Origin of the sequence: Paenibacillus sp., assembly GCF_031177825.1 — a bacterium.
In the GTDB taxonomy this organism is placed as follows: Bacteria; Bacillota; Bacilli; order Paenibacillales; family YIM-B00363; genus Paenibacillus_AE.
The window spans coordinates 42947-63057 of sequence record NZ_JAPSKE010000010.1 but is presented as its reverse complement, the minus strand read 5'-3'; the positions used below and the strand labels follow the sequence as shown (position 1 = coordinate 63057).

The following is a 20111-nucleotide window of genomic DNA, read 5'->3' as shown; positions in this document are numbered from 1 at the left end:
CGGGAATGGGAACGAAGGCAGAGGAGCTGGCGCTCTTCGGCGGGCCGAAGACGAAGTCGACGGCGTTCAGCGCAGGCAAGCGGTTCGGCGTCGAGGAAGCGCGCGAGCTTCTCGAGGCGCTGGAGCAAGAGACGTTGTTCTATCATTTCGGCGGCAAAGTGAAGAAGTTTCTTGAGGACTTTAACGAGATTTATGGCGTCAAATACAGCGTCGCGACCTCGTCCGGAACCGCGGCGATTCATGTGGCGCTCGGCGCGGCGGGCGTCACCGTCGGCGACGAGGTCATCACGAGCCCGATCACGGACCAGGGAACGTTGGTCGGAATTTTGTACCAGAACGCTATCCCGGTATTCGCCGATCTCGACCCGCACACGTACAACATGGATCCCGCCTCGATCGAGGCGTGCATTACGCCGCGGACGAAGGCCATCGTCGTCGTCCACCTGGCGGGCAACCCGTGCGACATGGATGCGATCCTGGACATCGCGAAGCGGCACGGGCTGAAGGTGATCGAGGATTGCGCCCAGTCGTACCTGACCAAATATAAAGGGCGTTACGCCGGTACGTTCGGCGATTACGGCGCCTTCAGCACGAACGACTTCAAGCATATTTCGACCGGCGACGGCGGCATGGTGACAATCAATTCCGGCGAGCGGACGGATTATTACCGGACGCACGGCTTCGCCGATAAGAACTATCATCGGTTCGGGACGGAAGTGCAGCGCGAGCTGCATTACGTCGCTCCGAACTATCGGATGACCGAACTGCAAGGCGCGGTCGGCATCGCGCAGCTGAAGAAGCTGCGCTGGATTTGCGAACGGCGTCAAGCGATCGGCGACCGCATCAGCGAAGGGCTGCGCGGCGCGCCCGGCATTCATGTCCATCAGGTGACCGAGGGCGGGGATTGCACCTATTGGTTTTATATGATGAGGCTCGATCTGTCGGCCTTCACCTGCACGCGGGAGCAGTTCTGCGAGGCGCTGGCGGCGGAAGGCATCCCGAACCGCGCGGGATACATTCCGCAAGTCGTCTACATGCAGCCGTTGTTCCAACGGAGGCAGGCATATTTGAACAGCCACTTTCCTTTCGATCTGACGGATCGCTCTTACGCGCCGGGCCACTGCCCGGTCGCGGAAGAAATTTTGGAGACGGCCGTGCAAATTCCGGTCAAAGAGTTTTATTCGGATGCGGACGTCGAAGATATCGTTCGCGGCGTGCGCAAGGTCGCGGAGTATTATCGGAAATAACTCATGGAAAACGGGATGGTGCGCATGCGGCAGCAATTTACGGATCATGGCGTTCCCGCGCCGGCGGTAGAATCGCGGACGGCGGCGGTCTGCAGAAACCTAGACGGCGACGAGCGCGTCGTCGTCTTGGCGCGAGGGTTTCTGCTCGTCGTCGACCCTGCGACGGAACGCTGCGCGCAAGTGCCGTTTCCGAACGGCAACGAGGAATACCCTTATATTTGTTTCGCCGGTTCGGACGGCACCTTCTATACGGGCGCCGGCACTCAGTTTCTGGCGTTCGATCCGTTCGAGGGCATGTTCTTGCACGCCGAGGACGTCGGCGCGGCGGGGGAGCTGGTCGGCTTCAGCTTCGCGGAGTCGGCGGACGGGACCATTTACTTCGCGGCCTACCCGCATTGCCGGCTGTTCGCGTACCATCCCTCGGAGCGCCGCGTCGCCAAATTCGGCAGCTTGGACAAGACGGAAAAATACCCGAGCCACCTCGCGGCGGATGCGGAGGGTTGGGTATATGCGGGCATCGGCACGGAGCGCAAGGGCATCGTCGCGTACCGTCCGGCCGACGGCCTCGCGGTTCAGCTCGTGCCGGAGGACGAACGGACGCGCGGCATGGGGGTCGTCCACGCTTCGGCGGACGGCGCCGTGTTCGGGCATTGGGCGTTCTCCGACCTGAGGGAGGAAGAAACGCCGGAGCGTTATCGCTGGATGCGATTCCAAGGCGGGCGGGCGGTGCCGGTCGATTGGCGGGACGTCCCGCCCTCCCTGTATTCCGGGGCGGCGTTCTTCCGACTGCACCGCCAGCTCTCCGGCGCGTGGCGGGTCGAGAAGCATGACCTGGCCGAGCGGGAGCTGACGCTGCGCGCGGCGGACGGCGCCGGCGTGCGGACGATTCCGCTCCGCTACGAGTGCGGCGGCGCCCAGCTGTCCCCGCTCGCCGCGGGACCGGACGGTCGCGTGTACGGAACGAGCAACCATCCGCTTCACTTCTTCCGGTACGATCCGGCGGAGGAGCGCCTTCGGAGCTTCGGAGGGAAAGCGATCCAGTTCGGCGGCGGCGGCAATCTGTGCGCGTACGCCTCCGTCGGCCCTGTGCTGGCCGGCGCCGCGTACCCGGGCGGGCACCTTCATCTGTTCGATACGAGGCTGCCGGTCTCGGAAGAAGGGGAGCCGCGCAACCCGCGCATCGCCGTCAGCCATAAAGAGGTGCATCGCCCCCGCTGCATGCTCGCGCACTCGGACGGCGAGCATGTGCTGTACGGGGGCTACCCCGGCTACGGAGCCGTTGGCGGAGGGCTATGCGTCTATAACGTGGCGACGGGGGTGGACACGCTGTTGACGCACGAGCGGATCGTGCCGTACCAGAGCACGATTTGCCTAGCCGAAGGGAAAGGCGGCGCGGTGTTCGGCGGCACGAGCGTCGAGACGCCGGGCGGCGCGGAGCCGCGGGAGACGCGCGCGAAGCTATATCGACTGCGCTGGGACGGCCTGACGGTCGATCGGGTTTGGTCGCCCGTCGAAGCGCGGGAGATCGTCTGGGTTTACGCCGACCGCTTGGGCCGCATCCATGGGATGACGTCGGGGTCCTCGTATTTCGTCTTCGATCCGGATGCGGAGACGGTCGTCGCGGAAACCGACTTGTCCGCCTGGGGGACGCCGGTGCGCGTCGGGCTGACGGCCTTGGAGGACGGACTTGTGTACGGCGCGCTTAGCCGGGCGCTGTTCCGGCTCGATCCCGATTCGGACGCGCCGGTCAAGTTGGCCGAACCGCCCGTCCCCGCGACGTCCGGCCTCGCCGTCGCCGGAGGGCGGCTGTTTTTCGGGGCCGGCTCGCATCTCTGGAGCTTTGCCTTGGAACGAGACGGAGAGGTATCGGAGGAGGGATCTCGTGAAATATAAAATTTCGGAGCTTCATGCGGGTCAGGTGCCGCCGCTGACTTCGGGCATGGACACGGACGCTGCGGCGGCGTGGGCGAAGCGGCGGGCGGAGATCGAGGCGGCGTGGCAAGAGTATATCGGATTCGTGCCGGAGCCGGTCGATCCGGAGCCGGAGGTGCTGGAGACGGTGCAGGTGGCGGATCACGTGCGCGTCCGTCTGCGATACGCGACCGGCTTCGGCGACAAGGTGCCCGCGTATTTGCTGATCCCGGGCGGCGACCCGTCGCCGGCGCGGAAGCTGCCCGCCGTGTTGGCGCTGCATCCGACGCATGCCTCGGGCAAAGACGACGTCGCGTCTTCGGCCGCGCGCGAGAACCGAGCGTACGGTCTCGAGCTCGTCAGACGCGGGTACGTCGTCCTGGCGCCCGATACGATTTCCATGGGGGAGCGGATTTACGAAGGCGAAGAAGCGTTCCGCACCGCCCCGTTCTATGCCGCGCATCCGTCGTCCACGGCGGTCGGGAAGATGCTCCACGACCATCGGCAGAGCCTTGACGTGCTAACCGCTCTGCCGTACGTCGATGCGTCGCGCATCGGCGCGATCGGCCATTCGCTCGGCGGGTACAACGCCTTCTTCCTCGCCGGCGTCGACCGCCGTGTGAAAGCGGTCGTCTCGAGCTGTGGCTTCGCGACGTTCGCGGGGGACCCCGACCCGAATCGATGGGGGCAGCGCGATTGGTTTTCCCACCTGCCGAAGATTAGCGATTCCTTGGCTGCCGGCTTCGTTCCGTTCGAATACCACGAGATCGCCGCGTTGGCCGCGCCGACCCCGTTCTTTAATTGGAACGGCATGGCGGACAAGATTTTCCCGCATTGGCGTCCGGCGGCGGAAGCGCTGACGGAGCTCGGCGCGCTGTATCGCGCGCTCGACGCGGAGCATCGGCTGGAGTTTCTGTTCGGCAACTCCGGTCACGACTTCCCTCCCACGGTGCGGGAGGCGGCGTACGTTTTCCTGGATCGATGGTTGAAAGGGAATACTGCGGGAACGGATGACCAATGACTGGATATATGCTACAATAATCCCAACTAGACTTGTATACGTGCTGTCTACCTTGACTTGCGGCGGAGAGGGGAGCCGGTCGGCTTGCTGAAGAGAACCAATAGCTTTGAAGATCGGTATAACCGATTGCTGCAGGAGCTGCGGAACGAGATTCTTACCGGCGGCCTCCGTCCGGGCGAGTTCATCCTGCCCGAGAATACGCTTAGCGAGAAGTACGAGATCAGTCGCGTCTCGGTGCGCAAGGTGTTGGCCGCGCTCGTCGACGAAGGCTTGATCGAGAAGATCGCGGGCAAGGGCAATCGGGTGCGCATTCCCGGGGAGGATATTCGACGGGAGACGTTGACCGTCGCTTGGTTTTCCACCTCGTACGAAATCGACATCATCCGCAAGTTGATCGCCATGTACGAAGAATCGCATCCGTACGTCCGGGTGGAGCTGCTGCTGCTGCCGGAGACGGAATACGTGGACAATATCGTCAATCTGATCGAATACGGCTTCGGACCCGACGTGTTCATCCTCTCGGAGCTCCATATTCGGCATCTGATCGAGAAGGATCGTCTGGATCTCTTGATGCCTTACGTGCCCGATCGGATCGACGTCGAGCGGGACAGCTACCGGAAGGTATTCGACATGTTCGCCGTCGGCGGCGAGATCGTCGCGACGCCGTTCGTCTTCTCCCCGGTCGTCATCTGTTACAACGAGCGGCTGCTTTCGGACGGCGCCGCGGATCGGCTGGAATCGATGGACGATTGGTCCGATCTGCTGGAGCTCGCGGAGCGCGGCACGGTGAAGCGAGAGGGCAGCGACATTATCGACCGGTACGGCTTCTGCTTTTCGGCGTCCCCGAACCGTTGGCCGGTGTTCTTGCTGCAGAACGACGGACGCTTCATCGAAGAGGGCGGGACCGCTTCCGTTCTGTCGGAGCCGAACAACGTCGAAGCGCTGCAGTTTTGCGCCGACTTGATGTACAAATATAAGGTGTCGCCGATCTATTCGCACGGAAGCTCGTATTTGGCGGAGAGCTTATTCAAGAAGGAACGCGTCGCGATGATTCTGACGACGTACTACTTCATGAACGAGTTCCGCGGTCACGATCTTCGGTGGGACGTGCTGCCGCTGCCTTCGCGGAAGAAGCAGGGCACGCTGCTGCTCGGCGGGGGGCTCGCGATCAACCGGCAGACGAACCTGCCGGAGATGGCGAAGCACTTCATCGACTTCCTGACCGATAAGCCGGCGCAGACGATGCTGAAGCAGCAGGGCTGCACGATTCCGATGCTGCGCGAAGTCGCCGAGGACAACCGGCTGCTCGACCCGGACATTCATCCGGAATGCTATAACGTCTTCCTTGAGGCGCTGCCGCACGCGTCGTCGCTTCGCGACTTGTCGCTGCGTCAGTCGGAGGTGGAGCTCGTGCAGAAGGAACTGAATCTGCTGTGGGCGAACATGGAGACGCCGGAGGACGCCTGCCGGCGCATCGAAGCGTTGCTGAACGAGCGCCGCGCCGAAGCCGCCTCCGCCGCGAAAACGTAGAAACGCAGCTCGCCCTCCCTTTGACCTTCGGAGTCATGGGGAGGGCGAGTTTTTTTATGAGGGAGGAGGCTGTCTCTCATTTCGTATCTGAATTGGGGAGGAGTTCCCCAATAATCGGGGCACGCTGCCCCAATAATTGCGGAACACCGCCACAAATGCCCCCCGGCGCCGTCTGAGGAGACACAATACCTTCTTGAATTGGGGAGGAGCTCCCCAATAATTGGCGTACGCTGCCCCAAAAATTGGGGAATGCCGCCTCAATCGGTGCAAAGCCGGAGAGCCCCAGGCCGCAACGGCAAAGATGCCGCCGCAGCGCGGCAATGCCGCACCGACAGCGCCGCACCAATAGCGCCGCCCTACAGCACCTCTCCTACAGCGCCGCGATCGTCAGCCGCGTCACCGCTTCGGCCGTCGCGCCGGGCTCCAGCGCCTGCAGGCCGGTCAGCGCCGCCGGCGCGTCGACGTTCGGCGCGTTCGGCACCCACGTCAGCGGCTCGGGGCAGAAGAAGCCGCGATCCGGTTTGCCCTTGCCGTTGTAGAGCACCCATTGCGTGAACGTCTGATCGGCCTCGTAGCGAATGGAGAGTCCCGCGCCGCGGTCTTCCAGCGTCGCCTCGACCGGCGCGTCCGGGGACGCCTGGAAGCAGTCGTCGAACTCGACGCGATCGAGCGGCAGCCCCGCGGCCAACGCGTCGCGCAGCGGGTTGTCCAGCAGCGCGCCCGTCGGCAGCAGCCGATCGTTCAGCTCCCACGTCTTGTCGGCGCGCAACCGAAGCGTGCACTTCGAGAGATCGCCTTCCGGCCCCCCGAGCGGCAGCACGAACGTCGTGTGATAGCCGAGCCCCCACGGCATCGCCGCCTCGTCGCGGCTCTCGAGCGTAAAGCGCAGCTCGACGCTGTCGGCGGCGAAGCGGAACCCATGGCGAACCGTGAACCGATGCGGCAGCGCCTCGTAGACGGCGGGCGTCTCCTCGGAGACGACGGTCGTCTCGACCCAAGCCGTGCCGTCGTCCGACGTCTCCGCCGCGGACAGCTTCCAAGCCGTGCGCATCAGCACGCCGTGAATGTGATAGCCCCGCGCGGGATCGACGGGGAAGCGATACTCCCGCCCGCGGAACGTGAACGCGCCGCCTTCGATGCGGCTCGGCGGGAACAGCACGGGAATGCCGTGCAGCGTCGTCCGCGCATGGTACGCTTCGGCGGACGCCGGCGAGCGCAGCAACGCGGTGCCGGTCGGGCGCCAGGTCAAGCTGATCAGGTTGCTCCCCCAACCGGGGACGACGATGCCCTCGAGCTTCTCCGTCGTCACCTTGACGGCGGGCTCGCCGAAATACGATATATGTTCGATCGCGGCGGTCATAGAGGATCCGCTCCTTCCTTCGTCTCGCTTGTGAAACAATGGTAGTATATCATGGTAGAATACAGAAATTAAGGGGAGCGGAAGGAGGGAGTCGGATGGGGACAAGGATCCTCGCAACGCTCGCGGCGGCGGCGCTGGCGGCAACGGGGGCGGCGGGCTGCGCGCCGAGCCCGAACGAAGCCAGGCCGCCCGAGCTCACCGTCTCGGCGGCGGCAAGTCTGGCGCTTCCGCTCGACGAGCTTCAAGCCATGTACGAAGAACGAGCGCCGGAGACGAAGGTGCTGATCAATTACGGGTCTACCGGCGGATTGCAGAAGCAGATCGAGATGGGCTTGCCGGCGGACCTCTTCCTAGGCGCGGGAAGGAAGCCGATGGAACAGCTGCTCGAGCAGGGGTGGATCGATCCGGAGTTGAACGATACGCTGCTTACGAATCGGCTCGTCGTCGTCGTTCCCTCCGATCGAACGTCCTCGCTCCATGGACTCGAGGAGCTCGCGGACGATGCCTGGGACAAGCTCGCGATCGGCGTCCCGGAGACGGTGCCGGCGGGAGGATACGCCAAGGAAGCGCTCGAGGCCGTTGGCATATGGGACAAGGCGTTCGTGAAAGCCGCGTTCGGCAAGGACGTGCGGCAGGTGCTCGCCTCGGTGGAGACCGGCAATGCGGACGCGGGCTTCGTGTACGCGACGGACGCGATGTCGTCCGGCAAGGTGCGCGTCGCGTTCGAGGTGCCGCCGGAGCGGCATTCGCCGATCGTGTACCCGATCGGCGTCGTCGCGACGACGGAAAACCCGGAGGAAGCGGAAGCGTTCTATAACTTCCTTAGAAGCGACGAAGCGATGGCCGTCTTCGCCGAATACGGCTTCGGTCCGGGGGCGCGGGCGCCATGAGCGAGCTGACGTGGTTCGAGCCGGTGCGGCTGTCGCTCGCGACGGCCGCCGTCGCAAGCGCGATCGCCTTCGTCCTCGGCACCCTCGCGGCTTGGCGCATGCAGCTCGCCCGCGTTCGCGGCCGAACGTTGCTCGAGGCGCTGATCCTGCTGCCTCTCGTGCTGCCGCCGACCGTCGTCGGCTTCGTCCTGCTCGTCGTGTTCGGCCGGCGCAGCTGGGCGGGCGCCGCTTACGAATGGCTCTTCGGCCAGCCGATCGTCTTCTCCGCCGCCGCCGCCGCGCTCGCGTCCGCCGTCGTCGCGTTCCCGCTTGTATACCAGACGGCGAAAGCGGGCTTCGCCTCCGTGGACCGCGACCTGACCGACGCGGCGCGCTCGATCGGCGCGGGCGAATGGCAGCTGCTGCGGTACGTCGCCGCGCCGCTCGCCGGGCGCGCCCTGGTCGCGGGCTTCATCCTCGGCTTCGCCCGCGCGCTCGGCGAATTCGGCGCGACGCTCATGTTCGCGGGCGCCATTCCGGGGCGGACGCTGACGCTGCCGACCGCGATCTACCTCGCCGTCGAGAGCGGGGACGACGCTAGGGCGTGGGCGTGGTGCGCCGCGATCGCGGCGATCGGCTTCGCGCTGCTGCTCGTCGCAAGGACGATATCCGCGGGAGCAGCTGCAGGGAAATAATGGATCGGGCAAAAACACTTTACTTTTGTCCGCGGGCGTGATATTATCATTCTTGTCTTCAAAAACGCGGTCGTGGTGGAACGGCAGACACGCTGTCTTCAGGCGGCAGTGAGCGCAAGCTCGTGGAGGTTCAAATCCTCTCGACCGCACCATACATACAATCAAGGGAAGCTTCCGCGAAGCTTCCTTTTTTATTATGCCACTTTTCAAAAAAAAAACCGTCAGGCGGTAGAGCCTGGCGGAAATGGCTGCATTACATGTTTGTTTCGATGGGAAACATAACGCTAAATATCCTTGATGTCCAATGACGGGTGGTTCGCCAAATTTACGAAGCGACGATTTAGCAATATCAATGGCTTCCATGGGTTATGCGCGTCGATCCGCACGATTGTCCCCGTCTGGCCGTTCGAAAGAAGCACGTCGTTGCCGATCAACGCTTCCATCGCACGCTGCGTGAACTTCGTGACGACCACCGGATCGAATGCCCCGAAAGCGCCGGAGTACATCTCTTTCATGACCTGAAAGAAGGGGGAGGCTTCTTTATAAGGCCTCTTGGACAGCATCGCATGAAAGACGTCCGCGACGGCTACGATCCTGCTCTCGAGGAAGGTTTCTTCCGTTAATCGATTCGGGTATCCGCTTCCGTCGAGCCGTTCATGATGCTGCAGCGCCACTTGCGCATGGAGCTCTGACAACCCATCCGCGTTCCGAATCATTTCATAGCCGAAAACCGTATGCTTCTTTACGATCTCGTACTCTTCGGGCGTAAGGCGTCCGGCTTTCAATAAAATGGACGAGGGGATCTTCGTCTTCCCGATATCGTGAAGCAGCGCGGCGGCCGTCAGAACGCGGAGCCGGGCGGAAGGAAACCCCAGCCACTTGCCGATGAGCGTGGAGAGCGCGGCGACCGCGACGCTGTGTCGGTACGTATAATCGTCGATCTCGTACAGCCCGTCCAGGACGGTATGCAAATCGTAGTTGCTCACGAGCTCCAAGAGCAAGGGGACGACGTGCTCCGTGATGTTCCGCGCGATAATTCGATCCGCGTTTTTCGCGGCTTCGAAGATGCTCTTCCACTCTTCGGCCGCCTCTCGGATGATGACGGTTACGGGGACCGATTCGTAGACGTCCGCATCGGTAATCCGGATACCGGCCTCTAGAAGCAGAGCGAGATGTCTTTCGTTCAGGACGGTATCTTGCGGAAGGTATAGAACCCCTGTAGGCCCCACGATATTTTTGTTCAGCCGTTTCCCGATGAATCGGGAGACGCTCCCTGTTCGTTCCCGATTCATCAATGTCGTCGAGCCTCCCATCGTCATAGATCGATACGCTCCACAAGCAATCGGTTGTCTTGAACGTGGAAGAGGGTGCGCTCCAGCGATTCCAAAATTTCTTTGGAAAATCGTTGGATGAAGATTCGGCCGTCGAACATCTTGGCGACCATAATTTTCACCCCGGCTTTCAAGACGCATGCGCCTCCGGAGGTCCCCCCTACGGTCATGGCGGAAATCGTATGTCCCGCCTCCAAAGTGGAACCTTTACATACGGAATGCTTCAAGTAAAAGACAATGTTATGCTTCGAGTACAAGTCGCTTTGGACGACCCCCTCTTGCCGGATCAAGATGTCTCCGTTCGACATCAGGGTGGATAATTGACACTTCGGGATGTCCAACAAGACATTGGTTTCCTCGCATCGTTGAATGGATTCCGAGGTTTCGATCAATATATACTGCAAAGCGTTGATGAAGGCCAGCGGCTCCGACCGCGTAAAACAGGAGGGCTGAAGCAGCTTTACCAAATGTTGCTTCAACTCCTCCATTTGCCCGTGTTGAATGTTTTGGATCGTGACGATGCTGCCCAGGATTTCTTTCGCCGCCGCCGGAATTTCTTTGAACTTCGTATCCGCCAACAGCTGGTACGCTTGGCCTTCGGGCACGCTCTTTCCTTGCTTCTCCAAGGCGGATAGCAGCCGGTTCGCTCCGTTTCTAAGATTTTGCAAGCATTCGTTAAGCTTCTTGGAGTGGTTGAACAGCCGATTGTATACAACGCCGAAATGGCCGGAGTACATCTTGGCGCCGATGACGTTGCCCTTCACGAGAATGCTGCCCGTCGCCGTAATCGTCGCATTGTAAACGCTGCCGGAGACGTATACGTTGCCCAGCGCTTCGATCGTCATGCCTTCCGTTACATTGCCGTACACGGTAACGTCCCCGGAGAAGAAGATGTTGCCGGTCTTCAGATCGACATCGGTCGAGACGACGTATTCGGGATTGACGCTGATGAACTTCACGCGTTCGCCGGTAATTCGAGGCCGGCCTTCCTTGAGCGCGACCACATCCCCCGCGGGGGTGATATAAACATGCTGTTTCGGCACTAGGACGATCTCTCTGGGCGGGGCGGGCTCGACGATCGATCCGAAAATATCGCACCCGCGGGTGCCCGTCTTCGCAGGGATTTTACGGGCGATGACTTCTCCGGCTTTCGCCGAGGGGATTTTCAGATGATTTCGAAAGTCGACTTGCCCGTTAATCTCTTCATAGCTGCTTTCGACGGTCTCTTTGAATAACAACTCTAAGAAGGCGTCGACGCTGGGCACCGGAGGAATGCCTTCCGCGATCGGAATTCGTTCGAACGTCGGCGCACGGAGCTCCGCTTCGATCTTCTTAAGGTTGTATGTGAACAGTTTTTTGTTATGCAGTACGATCTGGACGTCGCGTATGTCCAGCGTGCGCTCCACCTTATCGGGGTCTTCCTCGACCTCGAGGCGGACGACGTTGGGTTCCGGGGACGCGAAGATCGGCCGCCAAGCATGCTGCGACGTGGCGAACAGCTTGAACCACGCGATCATCCGGTCTTCGGAGATATCGATGGCAAACATCGGGGGAAGAGGGGCATCCCATTCGATCAGATCCTCCGGCGTAACGGCGATCCGGCCCGACTTGCTTTGTCCGTTCACGGTGATCCGTACTTCCGGCGCCGTCTCTAAAAACAGAGGATAAACGGCGTCCGGGCAAATCGAGACTCGCCGTCCGTCGATTTTCGCCCACGAAAGGACGTCGACGTCACTCTTCGGCGGGAGCGGCGGCCCGTTCGGTTCCGCATCGTCCAAGGGAAGCGAGTGAATTAATTTTAAAATTTCGATTTCAGATAAGGCCATTATCGTCGTCTCCTTTCAAAATAAAAATAGACTCTCCCCACCGATAGGGAACAGTCTTCTTTCGTCGAATTCCTCCTTTTCGGTAACCCGGCTGCCGTTGGCGAAATCGTATCGCCTTTAGGCCCGTGGCTTTGCGTCCTCGCCTTTCGGAGAGTTTGCCGCTTGTCCAAGCAGAATAAGTATGAAGTTGGGTGAATATAAGTAAATTTGTCGAATGTTGTAAGACGATTATAAAATTCTATTAAGAGATAGTCAATAAGTAGGAACTCGTTTTTTTCTGGTATAGGACTTAAGATTCTTTCGAAAAGGAAAAGACCCGGTTTCCCGGGTCTTCCGACGGCGCCGTTGGTGATATCCCATCTTCAAAGAAAGCAAATTCGATAACGCTCTTCGCTATCGATGACGTGTAAAGCCGCTAACTAGCGTCCGACACATCCCTCGCCCTCTAAATTGAGTGAGAACCTCCCGAACTGTCTTGTTTCGTTGAATTCCTTACGTCGTCCAACGCCACCACGACCTTTCTCTTGATCGCCGTCGTAAGGTAGTATGCGCAGCGTCCGGGCGGCTTACTCGCGCCGGACGATGAAGTTGTTGCATCCCATGCCGGCCTTGAACGTATTAAGCTGTAATGAACATCGAGGAGGATTCCCATGGATACGCGTAAACTGTTAGCCGCATTGGCTTACTTCAGCATTTTCTTTATGGGCTTCATTTTGCCCGCCGTGCTGTATTTCATCTCGGACGATCGATACGTGAAGGACCACGCGAAGGCGGCATTCCTCTCGCATTGCATTCCGGTCGTCGCGGTCATCGTCGCGTTCGTCGGCATGATCGCCACCGGCGTCGGCGCCTTCGGGATCGGCGGGAGCGCCGAGGCGGCGGGCATGGGCGCCTTGATCGGCATGTTCCTATTGTTCGGCGCGGCCGCGCTCGCGTCGCTCGCCGTGGCGATTTGGAACGTGTACAAAGGCATTAAGGTGCTTTTATAAGCTTCCTATAAGCCTCCGCACGAATGCGGATACGGACGGTCCGCTTGCAGCTTTTTATTTTCGGCGTCGATGTCTTTATCGTCCGCGCGCGCCGCGACGAGCTGGGCCGGCGGCCGTTGGAATCGAACGTCGCCGCGCGGCGCTTTCTCCTGTTTCGTCATCGGAAATTCACTCTCCCTTCAGATCCGCTCGGCAGGCGGTGGAGTCCGCGCCGGGCGGTTCTTTTTCATAAGCGATCAACGTAATTTCTTCCCCGAGCTCCTCGTACAGCCTCGACTCCAACTGTTTCAATTCGCGGACCGCGCGATCCGGCAGGCTCGCGAACGCATAGTCGTTTCGCAATGGAAGACACGCTCCTTTCCCCGGTATTTTGCCCTGCCGAGGGAGGGGGAATCCGAACGCGGACTGCGACTTTTTTCCCCCGACGCGCTTGGTTTTGTGATATGATCGTTTACGTCATAAATTGTACATAGGAACTACTTTCTTGGGCGGGGGAAACGGATGAACCGGAAGCTGAAGATTTGGTTGACGGTCGCGAACGCGGCGGTGTTGTTGTTGTCTTTGACGTTTTATTTATTCGGGCAATTGGAGGTGCTGAACCGCACGCTCTTCAATTACCACATGACGGAAAACATGACCCACGCGCCGAACGAGCGCATCGTGGTCATCGGCATCGACGACGAGTCGCTCGAAGCGATCGGACGATTCCCCTGGGACCGCCGCGTGTACGCGGATTTGCTCCATGTCCTGAACCAGCCCGGCTACGAGCCGAACTCGATCAGCTTCGATATCAGCTTCGACGAAGCGTCGGATCCGGAAGCGGACGCCGCCTTCGCCGAAGCGCTCGCCATGTACGACAACGTCGTCTTTCCGGTTACGGGCATTACGGAAGACGTGCGCCGCGAGGTGACGGTCACGAAGGGCGGATATCTAGAAGCGTACGACGTGCGCACGCCGTACGAACCGTTCGCCGAACACGTCAAGACCGCGCATATTAACGCGCTGGTCGACGAGGACGGAGCCATTCGCCGCACGGCGCTCGCGATTCAAGGTCCGGACGGCACCGTCTATCCGTCGCTCGGGCTCAACGCCGTGCAGATGGCCGGCTATGACGTGAATAAATATTTGGAAAACGACTACATGGCCGGCGACAGCATGAAGGGCGAGGTATTCATCGACTTCGACGCCATGAGCGACGAGTTCATCACCGTTCCGTTCCTGTACGTCGTCGCCGGCGAGATCGATCCGGTCATGTTCCAGGACGCGATCGTGCTCATCGGCATCAACGCGGTCGGCTTCGAGTTCGACCACAGCAACACGACCGTCGAGCGGGACATGAGACTCGTCTACGCCCACGCCAACATCGTCAATCAGTTGATCGAGGGCACCGTCACGACGAAGTCCGAATGGTACGTGACTCTGGCGCTGCTGGCGGCGCTGCTGGCGCTGACGTGGTGGGCCGCATGGCGCCTCAAGACGACTTACAGCGTCGTATTGTTCGCCCTCGGGCTGGGCGGCTTATTCGGTGCGCAGTACCTGATTTACAAGCAAATCAGCTTGTACGTCGACGTCGTCTATCCGGGGCTCGTGCTCGTGCTGGCGTACATCCTGAACATCGCGGTCAAGTCTTATTTGGAAAATAAGCAAAAAAACTTCATCACGAAGCAGTTCGGCCGCTACATCTCGCCGGATCTCGTGAAGGAGATCGCGACGACGAACCACGAAATCAAGCTCGGCGGCATCAACAAGGAGCTATCGATCCTGTTCCTCGATATTCGCGGCTTTACGACGCTGTCGGAGAAGCTGAAGCCGGAGGAGGTCGTCGACTTCTTGAACGAGATGTTCGACCTGATCACGAACAAGGCGCTCGAGAATAAGGGGACGATCGACAAGTTCATCGGCGACGCCGCGATGCTTATCTACAACGCGCCGCTCGACGTCGATAACCATCCGTATTACGCGGTGAAGACGGCTTGGGACATTCAGCAGGGAATGATCGAGGTGCGCGAGCGCATCGAGGCGCGCCACGGCGTCACCGTCAACTGCGGCATCGGCGTGCATACGGGAGAGGTCGTCGTCGGCAACATCGGCTCCTACCTGCGCGTCGACTATACCTGCATCGGCGACAACGTCAACACGGCGGCGCGCATCGAATCGCAGACGACGGCGGGGCAAATTCTCGTCTCCGAAGCGACGTACGAACTCACGAAGGACCGGTTCGACTTCAATTACGTCGGGGATCGGATGATGAAGGGGAAGACGGTTGCGGTCAAGCTGTATGAGGTCCTCGGTCCTATAGCGTAACGAATGCGAGAAGAGAAACCCGCGCCTTTCGGCTCGGGTTCTTTATCATATTTAGAAAAAGTTGGCAACTGTCATCGAATTGTATAGAATGAATCTATAATCCTAAAGAATTATAAAATGGGGGCGTACCCGAATGACGACCATCAGCGTCATTACACCGACCTATAATCGACCGCAAACGATCGCGGAACTGTTGGAAGCGTTGTCGCGTCAGACGTTCACGGACTTCGAGATATTGATCGTCAACGACGCGGGGAAGCGGATCGACGACGTCGTCGCGTTATATCCGTCTCTTCGGATCCAGGTCATCGACTTGCCGGTCAACTCGTATCATGTTTGGGCGAGGAATGCGGCGCTGCCGCATGTGAAGGGCCAATGGATCATGCCGATCGACGACGACGACTTGATCGTGCCGGATCATATGAAGACGATGCTGGATGAGGCGCGAAACGCGGATCTCGTGTACGGGGACGTGGAAATTTTCGATTACACGACGAAAGCGGGAACTCGTCTGCCGACAGCTCGGTTCTTGTTCGCCTACGAGCACGATCTGGAGCTGCTTCGCCGCTTCAATACCTATGTAGCTTCCGGCTCGCTCTACCGGAGGGATCTGCACGATGCGCTCGGTCCGTTCGATCCCGAGATGCGGAATTATTGGGATTGGGACTGGATCCTGCGCGTCGTGGAAGCGGGGTACCGCGTGAAGAAGGTGCCGCGGGCCGGCACCCTCTACGCGTTCGCTTCCGCGGGCGGAGACAACCAGTCGAACAAGCAGGACGCGATGCGACCGTACCTGGACAAGCTGAGCGAGAAGCACGGGCTCGGGTACTTGCCGACGAAAAACTTCTTCCTCATGCTCGAGGAAGAAGCGATTCGTTCGCGGCGCACGGCATCCAGCATCGTCTGGGACGGCCAGCCGTTCGCGTCGCGTTATCGGTTGAAGTAAGCGGCGCTGCCGATCACCGATACGACGAGCGCCGCGATGACCAGAAACATGAAGTACATGCCGAACATCCCCGGAAGCAAGGTGGAGAGGACGATCAGGAAGCCGGCCAAGACCATGAATCGGCCGTGGAAGCGGGCGTATCTCGCGTAGTTTTCTTCCTTCAAGCGGAACAGCTTCAGCGTGCCTTGCGGGGCCCGGGGCATTACGTTGCCGATGGCAATGAACACGATGCCGACGGCCAGCGGCGCGAACATCGACGGGCTGATCTCGTAACCGAGGTTGAACGCGAGCGTTATGAGATGCACGGCGAGCAGCAAGAGGGCAATCACGACGTTCACCGTGTCGTTGACGTCGGCGAATCGCTTGCGCTTGCTCTCGTCGCGCTCGAGCTTGCCGCTCAGGTTCGTGACGGCGGATACGAGGAAGATGACGGCGGGCAGCAGGAACGCGCCGACAGCCTTACTGGCGTACCGGTCGGGATCGTCCGACGGACCGAAGTGGATCGCCATCATCTCCGGCAGCTCGGCGTAGAAATACAGACTTGCGGCGACGGCAAGCAGCGCGGCCGCGGCGGGAATACCCCAACGTTTCATCATCATGTCTGATCATCCTTTCCTCCTGCGTTTTGCAGGTCTAAGATCCATTTCATTACGTCTTGGAACACCGTCGTATTCAGCGAATACACGATATGCTGGCCTCTCCGTTCGTCCCGGACGAGGTCCGCCTGTTTGAGCAAATTCAAATGGTTGGAGATGCTCGGCTTCGTCATATCGAAGTGTTCGGCGATTTCGCCCGCGGCGAGGTCGCCTTTCTTCAATAAGTCGAGAATCTTGCGTCGGTTCGGGTCGGCCAGCGCTTTGAACGCGTCGTTCAGCGACATCCGGTTGGGGTCTCCTTTCTGTAAGATATTTAGATAATTATCTAACTATTAAATAGTTAACCGCATTTTCGACCTTCTGTCAAGGGGGAGGCGGAATATTGTGCGAGGGCTTCGGCAGCGCGATCGGCGGGGGAGACGAAAATGGAGTGAAGTTCGCCTTGCTTAAGCGCATACGAAGCGACTGCAGAGACGCCGGAGCCAGCCGAGTCTACCGAGCCGACGCCGTCAACGGAACCGATGCAATCTACCGAGCCGATTCCATCTACTGAACCATCCCAGCCCGAGCCTAATGGAACAACGCAACCCGATTGTAATGATCCGTTGCAAACTTGACGAAAAAAGCGCCGGCAGTGCCTTGCTTGCACTTGCCGACGCTTTTGTTTTAGGTGCAACCGCAGCGGACTTATATTGCGAACATACATTCTCTAATGGTATGATTAGAGCGGCGTGCCAGAAAGAAAGCCGCGCCTCTCAGGCACGGCTTTCCGCTTGCCCCTCCAGCATCGGGAGGTAGCGCTCGTAATCGATTCCCGCGTCGTCCAGAAACTTGCGCAGAAACTTATAATCCCGCCGCGGCGTGGCGAGGATGTACCCCTCGACGCACAGCTCCTTCGTGACCTCCGGCGCGCCGCGTTCGAGCGCAAGCTGGCCGATGCGCGCCGCGATCGAATGCTTCGCGATGTCGCGGAACGCCGCCGGCACCGGATCGACGAGCTGCGAGAGGAACGCCTTGCTCTCTTCCGTCCACAAGTGGCGCGACGATTCGACCCAATGGTTTTGCCAGTCGAGGGTCGACTTCCCGTCCTCCTTCGGCAGCACCTTCAGAAATTTTCGGAACATAAAATAACCGCCAATGGCCATAAAGCCGACCATAATAAACACCCAAAAAAAGATCATCCACGCCATCCATTGGGGCATGTCACGCTCACCTCTACCGAAAATGGTACCATCTCCCGCGAACCGAGGCAAGGGAGCCGCTCTCAAGCGGTTCCAAAGCGGAATGAAATCAAGTACAATAGTAGAGATTGTCTATCTATCGGAGCTAACAGCCGAAAGGAGTTCATTATAAATGGCGAAGAAAATCGGATCGCATGTGTCGTTTTCGGACAAGCAGCTGGTCAATGCCGCGAACGAAGCCGTCAGCTACGGCTCCAGCACGTTCATGATTTACACGGGGGCGCCGCAAAACACGCGCCGCAAGCCGCTCGAAGAGAAACACATCGAAGAGGGCCGCGGCATTATGCAAGCGCACGGCATCGACGAGATCGTCGTCCACGCGCCGTACATCATCAATTTGGGCTCCTACAAGGGGAATACGTTCGATTTGGCGGTAGATTTCCTGCAGGAAGAAATTCGTCGCACGCACACGCTCGGCGTGAAGAATATCGTGTTACATCCGGGGGCTTATACGGAAAAGGATCTGGACTATGGCATCGCGCGCATCGGCGAAGGTCTGAACGAGGTGCTGAAGGGTACCTCCGAGACGGACGTGAAGATCGCGCTCGAGACGATGGCCGGCAAGGGGACGGAAATCGGCCGCACGTTCGAAGAGATCGCCCGCATTATGGAAGGCGTCGAAGACAACGATCGTCTGACGGTATGCTTCGATACGTGCCACGTGCACGACGCCGGCTACGACATCGTGAACGACCTGGACGGCGTGCTCGAGCAGTTCGACAAGACGGTCGGCTTGAACAAGCTCGCGGTCCTTCACTTGAACGACAGCAAAAATCCGCGCGGCGCCGGCAAGGACCGCCACGCGCCGGTCGGCGCGGGCTGGATCGGCTTCGAGGCGATGAAGCGCATCGTCGACCACGAGAAGCTGCAGCACCTGCCGATGATTCTCGAGACGCCGTGGATCGGCAAGGACGACGCGACGCAGCGGCCGATGTACGAAGCCGAGATCGCGCTCTTGCGCGGCGACCATCGCGCGCGGTTCGGCGATGAATTCCTCGAGCACGTCGAGAAGCTCGGCGCGTTCTTCGGCGAGAAGGACGTGCATCACCGGAATTTCATCGTCAGTACGTGGGACACGCTCAAGTCCGACGCGAAGGCGAAGAAGGCCGACCCGCGCGAGCCGATGGACCGGTTGTACGATATGATTCTCGAAGACAAGCTGTTCGCGAACTTGACCGAAGAGCAAATCAACCACCGCCTGACGGCGTGGCTCGCGGGCGTCGACGTCGCGAAGCTGGCGTAACAGCAGCATAAGCACAAGCAGAAGCAGAAGGAGCAAGACGCCGTTATGATGATCCCATTGCAAACCCCGAAGAAAGTCGTCAGTCCCGACCGCGGGCGCATGCTGATCGCGTGCCCCGACGGTCCGGGCATCGTCGCCACCGTCTCGAAGTTTCTGTTCGAGCACGGCGCGAATATCGTGCAGTCCGATCAATATTCCGCCGATCCGGAAGGCGGCATGTTCTTCATGCGCGTCGAGTTCGACCTGGAAGGCCTCGCCGGCCGGCTGAGCGAGCTGGAATCCGACTTCGCGCCGATTGCGGAGAAGTTCCGCATGGATTGCCGGTTTTTCCTCGCTTCCGTGAAGAAGCGGGTCGCCGTGTTCGTCTCGAAGGAAGACCACTGCCTGCTCGAGCTGCTCTGGTCGTGGCAGTCGGGCGACCTGTACGCCGACATCGCCGTCGTCGTCAGCAATCACCCCGACATGAAGCGGCTCGTCGATCCGTTCGGCATTCCGTACGTGCACATTCCGGTTACGCCGGACACGAAGCCGGAGGCGGAGCGCCGCCAAGTCGAAGCGGTGGAGCGCTACGGCGCCGACATGATCGTGCTCGCCCGGTACATGCAGATCGTCTCGCCGAAGTTCATCGACGTGTACCGCAACCGTATCATCAACATTCATCACTCGTTCCTGCCGGCGTTCATCGGCGGCAACCCGTATCGTCAAGCGCACGGCCGCGGCGTGAAAATCATCGGCGCGACCGCGCATTACGTAACGGAGGAGCTCGACGGCGGTCCGATCATCGAGCAGGACGTGCAGCGCGTGACGCATCGCGATAACGTCGAGGACTTGAAGCGCATCGGCCGCATGATCGAGCGCACCGTCCTTGCCCGCGCCGTGAAGTGGCATCTCGAGGATCGCATTCTCGTGCACGAGAATAAGACGGTCGTGTTTAATTAAATCGGCAGGAAGCTGCAGCCGCGAGAAGGAAGCGTTCGACTTCCCCTTCTTGCGGTTTTTCTT

20 protein-coding genes, 1 tRNA gene and 1 riboswitch are annotated in these 20111 nt (G+C 60.0%); of the genes, 13 read left to right on the top strand and 8 right to left on the bottom strand.

Features of this window, described 5'->3' with window-relative positions; genetic code table 11:
* Positions 1 to 5 precede the first annotated feature (5 nt).
* The 4 genes from RIN49_RS13900 to RIN49_RS13885 all read left to right on the top strand — a co-directional run bounded on the left by RIN49_RS13900 (position 6) and on the right by RIN49_RS13885 (position 5709).
* Positions 6 to 1247: a DegT/DnrJ/EryC1/StrS family aminotransferase gene (locus RIN49_RS13900; RefSeq protein ID WP_309120771.1), complete on the top strand. Its 1242-nt coding sequence runs from the start codon at positions 6 to 8 to the stop codon at positions 1245 to 1247.
* Positions 1248 to 1250: 3 nt separating this feature from the next.
* The gene (locus RIN49_RS13895) at positions 1251 to 3140 is read left to right on the top strand and encodes an NHL repeat-containing protein (RefSeq protein WP_309120770.1); all 1890 of its coding nucleotides are present in this window, start codon (positions 1251 to 1253) and stop codon (positions 3138 to 3140) included.
* Entirely contained in the window at positions 3130 to 4179 is a 1050-nt protein-coding gene (locus RIN49_RS13890) for an alpha/beta hydrolase family protein (RefSeq protein ID WP_309120769.1), read from the top strand. Before RIN49_RS13895 ends, RIN49_RS13890 begins: the two co-directional genes overlap by 11 nt.
* A gap of 84 nt (positions 4180 to 4263) precedes the next feature.
* Positions 4264 to 5709, top strand: a complete 1446-nt coding sequence (locus RIN49_RS13885; protein ID WP_309120768.1) for an extracellular solute-binding protein — start codon at positions 4264 to 4266, stop codon at positions 5707 to 5709.
* A gap of 370 nt (positions 5710 to 6079) precedes the next feature.
* Here RIN49_RS13885 and RIN49_RS13880 read toward each other — a convergent pair whose 3' ends face one another.
* Positions 6080 to 7069: an aldose 1-epimerase gene (locus tag RIN49_RS13880; RefSeq protein WP_309120767.1), complete on the bottom strand. Its 990-nt coding sequence runs from the start codon at positions 7067 to 7069 to the stop codon at positions 6080 to 6082.
* A 95-nt stretch (positions 7070 to 7164) separates the two neighbouring features.
* On the opposite strand from RIN49_RS13880, the gene modA reads away from it, so the two are divergent.
* From modA to RIN49_RS13865, 3 genes are all read left to right on the top strand, one after another.
* Positions 7165 to 7959: a molybdate ABC transporter substrate-binding protein gene (modA, locus tag RIN49_RS13875; protein ID WP_309120766.1), complete on the top strand. Its 795-nt coding sequence runs from the start codon at positions 7165 to 7167 to the stop codon at positions 7957 to 7959.
* Positions 7956 to 8633 (top strand): molybdate ABC transporter permease subunit, encoded by a 678-nt coding sequence (modB, locus tag RIN49_RS13870; protein WP_309120765.1) that lies wholly within the window; start codon positions 7956 to 7958, stop codon positions 8631 to 8633. Before modA ends, modB begins: the two co-directional genes overlap by 4 nt.
* A gap of 66 nt (positions 8634 to 8699) precedes the next feature.
* Positions 8700 to 8785, top strand: a tRNA-Leu gene (locus RIN49_RS13865).
* A 132-nt stretch (positions 8786 to 8917) separates the two neighbouring features.
* Here RIN49_RS13865 and RIN49_RS13860 read toward each other — a convergent pair.
* Together RIN49_RS13860 and RIN49_RS13855 are read right to left on the bottom strand one after the other, a co-directional pair.
* Positions 8918 to 9925: an HD-GYP domain-containing protein gene (locus RIN49_RS13860; protein ID WP_309120764.1), complete on the bottom strand. Its 1008-nt coding sequence runs from the start codon at positions 9923 to 9925 to the stop codon at positions 8918 to 8920.
* A gap of 23 nt (positions 9926 to 9948) precedes the next feature.
* The gene (locus RIN49_RS13855) at positions 9949 to 11790 is read right to left on the bottom strand and encodes a flagellar assembly protein A (protein WP_309120763.1); all 1842 of its coding nucleotides are present in this window, start codon (positions 11788 to 11790) and stop codon (positions 9949 to 9951) included.
* Positions 11791 to 11868: 78 nt separating this feature from the next.
* Positions 11869 to 11960, bottom strand: a riboswitch (cyclic di-GMP riboswitch).
* A gap of 480 nt (positions 11961 to 12440) precedes the next feature.
* On the opposite strand from RIN49_RS13855, the gene RIN49_RS13850 reads away from it, so the two are divergent.
* Positions 12441 to 12779 carry a magnetosome magnetite crystal formation protein family gene (locus tag RIN49_RS13850; RefSeq protein WP_309120762.1) on the top strand — a complete coding sequence of 113 codons (339 nt, stop codon included), beginning with the start codon at positions 12441 to 12443 and terminating at the stop codon, positions 12777 to 12779.
* A gap of 5 nt (positions 12780 to 12784) precedes the next feature.
* On the opposite strand, the gene RIN49_RS13845 is transcribed toward RIN49_RS13850, so the two are convergent.
* The gene (locus RIN49_RS13845) at positions 12785 to 12940 is read right to left on the bottom strand and encodes a hypothetical protein (RefSeq protein WP_309120761.1); all 156 of its coding nucleotides are present in this window, start codon (positions 12938 to 12940) and stop codon (positions 12785 to 12787) included.
* A gap of 7 nt (positions 12941 to 12947) precedes the next feature.
* Entirely contained in the window at positions 12948 to 13121 is a 174-nt protein-coding gene (locus tag RIN49_RS13840) for a hypothetical protein (protein WP_309120760.1), read from the bottom strand.
* A 159-nt stretch (positions 13122 to 13280) separates the two neighbouring features.
* Here RIN49_RS13840 and RIN49_RS13835 point away from each other — a divergent pair, with 159 nt between their 5' ends.
* Positions 13281 to 15083 carry a CHASE2 domain-containing protein gene (locus tag RIN49_RS13835; protein ID WP_309120759.1) on the top strand — a complete coding sequence of 601 codons (1803 nt, stop codon included), beginning with the start codon at positions 13281 to 13283 and terminating at the stop codon, positions 15081 to 15083.
* A 133-nt stretch (positions 15084 to 15216) separates the two neighbouring features.
* Positions 15217 to 16029: a glycosyltransferase family 2 protein gene (locus tag RIN49_RS13830; RefSeq protein WP_309120758.1), complete on the top strand. Its 813-nt coding sequence runs from the start codon at positions 15217 to 15219 to the stop codon at positions 16027 to 16029.
* Here the strand turns inward: RIN49_RS13830 and RIN49_RS13825 are convergent.
* Both RIN49_RS13825 and RIN49_RS13820 read right to left on the bottom strand, forming a co-directional pair.
* Positions 16014 to 16628 (bottom strand): DUF1648 domain-containing protein, encoded by a 615-nt coding sequence (locus RIN49_RS13825; protein ID WP_309120757.1) that lies wholly within the window; start codon positions 16626 to 16628, stop codon positions 16014 to 16016. The two genes, RIN49_RS13830 and RIN49_RS13825, sit on opposite strands and share 16 nt — an antisense overlap.
* The gene (locus tag RIN49_RS13820) at positions 16625 to 16909 is read right to left on the bottom strand and encodes an autorepressor SdpR family transcription factor (RefSeq protein WP_309120756.1); all 285 of its coding nucleotides are present in this window, start codon (positions 16907 to 16909) and stop codon (positions 16625 to 16627) included. Before RIN49_RS13820 ends, RIN49_RS13825 begins: the two co-directional genes overlap by 4 nt.
* Positions 16910 to 17007: 98 nt before the next feature.
* Here RIN49_RS13820 and RIN49_RS13815 point away from each other — a divergent pair, with 98 nt between their 5' ends.
* Positions 17008 to 17178: a hypothetical protein gene (locus RIN49_RS13815; protein ID WP_309120755.1), complete on the top strand. Its 171-nt coding sequence runs from the start codon at positions 17008 to 17010 to the stop codon at positions 17176 to 17178.
* A 202-nt stretch (positions 17179 to 17380) separates the two neighbouring features.
* Here the strand turns inward: RIN49_RS13815 and RIN49_RS13810 are convergent, their stop codons facing one another.
* Positions 17381 to 17827 (bottom strand): DUF2621 family protein, encoded by a 447-nt coding sequence (locus RIN49_RS13810; RefSeq protein ID WP_309120754.1) that lies wholly within the window; start codon positions 17825 to 17827, stop codon positions 17381 to 17383.
* A gap of 151 nt (positions 17828 to 17978) precedes the next feature.
* On the opposite strand from RIN49_RS13810, the gene RIN49_RS13805 reads away from it, so the two are divergent.
* Together RIN49_RS13805 and purU are read left to right on the top strand one after the other, a co-directional pair.
* Entirely contained in the window at positions 17979 to 19109 is a 1131-nt protein-coding gene (locus RIN49_RS13805; RefSeq protein ID WP_309120753.1) for a deoxyribonuclease IV, read from the top strand.
* A 48-nt stretch (positions 19110 to 19157) separates the two neighbouring features.
* Positions 19158 to 20048: a formyltetrahydrofolate deformylase gene (gene purU / locus RIN49_RS13800; protein WP_138194428.1), complete on the top strand. Its 891-nt coding sequence runs from the start codon at positions 19158 to 19160 to the stop codon at positions 20046 to 20048.
* Positions 20049 to 20111 lie beyond the last annotated feature (63 nt).

What these genes read in the sequence shown, in the direction of transcription:
- RIN49_RS13855 (WP_309120763.1), bottom strand. Translation starts at nt 11,790, where the DNA reads ATGGCCTTATCTGAAATCGAAATTTTAAAATTAATTCACTCGCTTCCC.
- RIN49_RS13850 (WP_309120762.1), top strand. Translation starts at nt 12,441, where the DNA reads ATGGATACGCGTAAACTGTTAGCCGCATTGGCTTACTTCAGCATTTTC.
- purU (WP_138194428.1), top strand. Translation starts at nt 19,158, where the DNA reads ATGATCCCATTGCAAACCCCGAAGAAAGTCGTCAGTCCCGACCGCGGG.
- RIN49_RS13860 (WP_309120764.1), bottom strand. Translation starts at nt 9,925, where the DNA reads ATGAATCGGGAACGAACAGGGAGCGTCTCCCGATTCATCGGGAAACGG.
- RIN49_RS13820 (WP_309120756.1), bottom strand. Translation starts at nt 16,909, where the DNA reads ATGTCGCTGAACGACGCGTTCAAAGCGCTGGCCGACCCGAACCGACGC.
- RIN49_RS13835 (WP_309120759.1), top strand. Translation starts at nt 13,281, where the DNA reads ATGAACCGGAAGCTGAAGATTTGGTTGACGGTCGCGAACGCGGCGGTG.
- RIN49_RS13895 (WP_309120770.1), top strand. Translation starts at nt 1,251, where the DNA reads ATGGAAAACGGGATGGTGCGCATGCGGCAGCAATTTACGGATCATGGC.
- RIN49_RS13805 (WP_309120753.1), top strand. Translation starts at nt 17,979, where the DNA reads ATGGCGAAGAAAATCGGATCGCATGTGTCGTTTTCGGACAAGCAGCTG.
- RIN49_RS13830 (WP_309120758.1), top strand. Translation starts at nt 15,217, where the DNA reads ATGACGACCATCAGCGTCATTACACCGACCTATAATCGACCGCAAACG.
- RIN49_RS13880 (WP_309120767.1), bottom strand. Translation starts at nt 7,069, where the DNA reads ATGACCGCCGCGATCGAACATATATCGTATTTCGGCGAGCCCGCCGTC.
- RIN49_RS13825 (WP_309120757.1), bottom strand. Translation starts at nt 16,628, where the DNA reads ATGATGATGAAACGTTGGGGTATTCCCGCCGCGGCCGCGCTGCTTGCC.
- modB (WP_309120765.1), top strand. Translation starts at nt 7,956, where the DNA reads ATGAGCGAGCTGACGTGGTTCGAGCCGGTGCGGCTGTCGCTCGCGACG.
- RIN49_RS13900 (WP_309120771.1), top strand. Translation starts at nt 6, where the DNA reads ATGGGAACGAAGGCAGAGGAGCTGGCGCTCTTCGGCGGGCCGAAGACG.
- RIN49_RS13810 (WP_309120754.1), bottom strand. Translation starts at nt 17,827, where the DNA reads ATGCCCCAATGGATGGCGTGGATGATCTTTTTTTGGGTGTTTATTATG.
- modA (WP_309120766.1), top strand. Translation starts at nt 7,165, where the DNA reads ATGGGGACAAGGATCCTCGCAACGCTCGCGGCGGCGGCGCTGGCGGCA.
- RIN49_RS13845 (WP_309120761.1), bottom strand. Translation starts at nt 12,940, where the DNA reads ATGACGAAACAGGAGAAAGCGCCGCGCGGCGACGTTCGATTCCAACGG.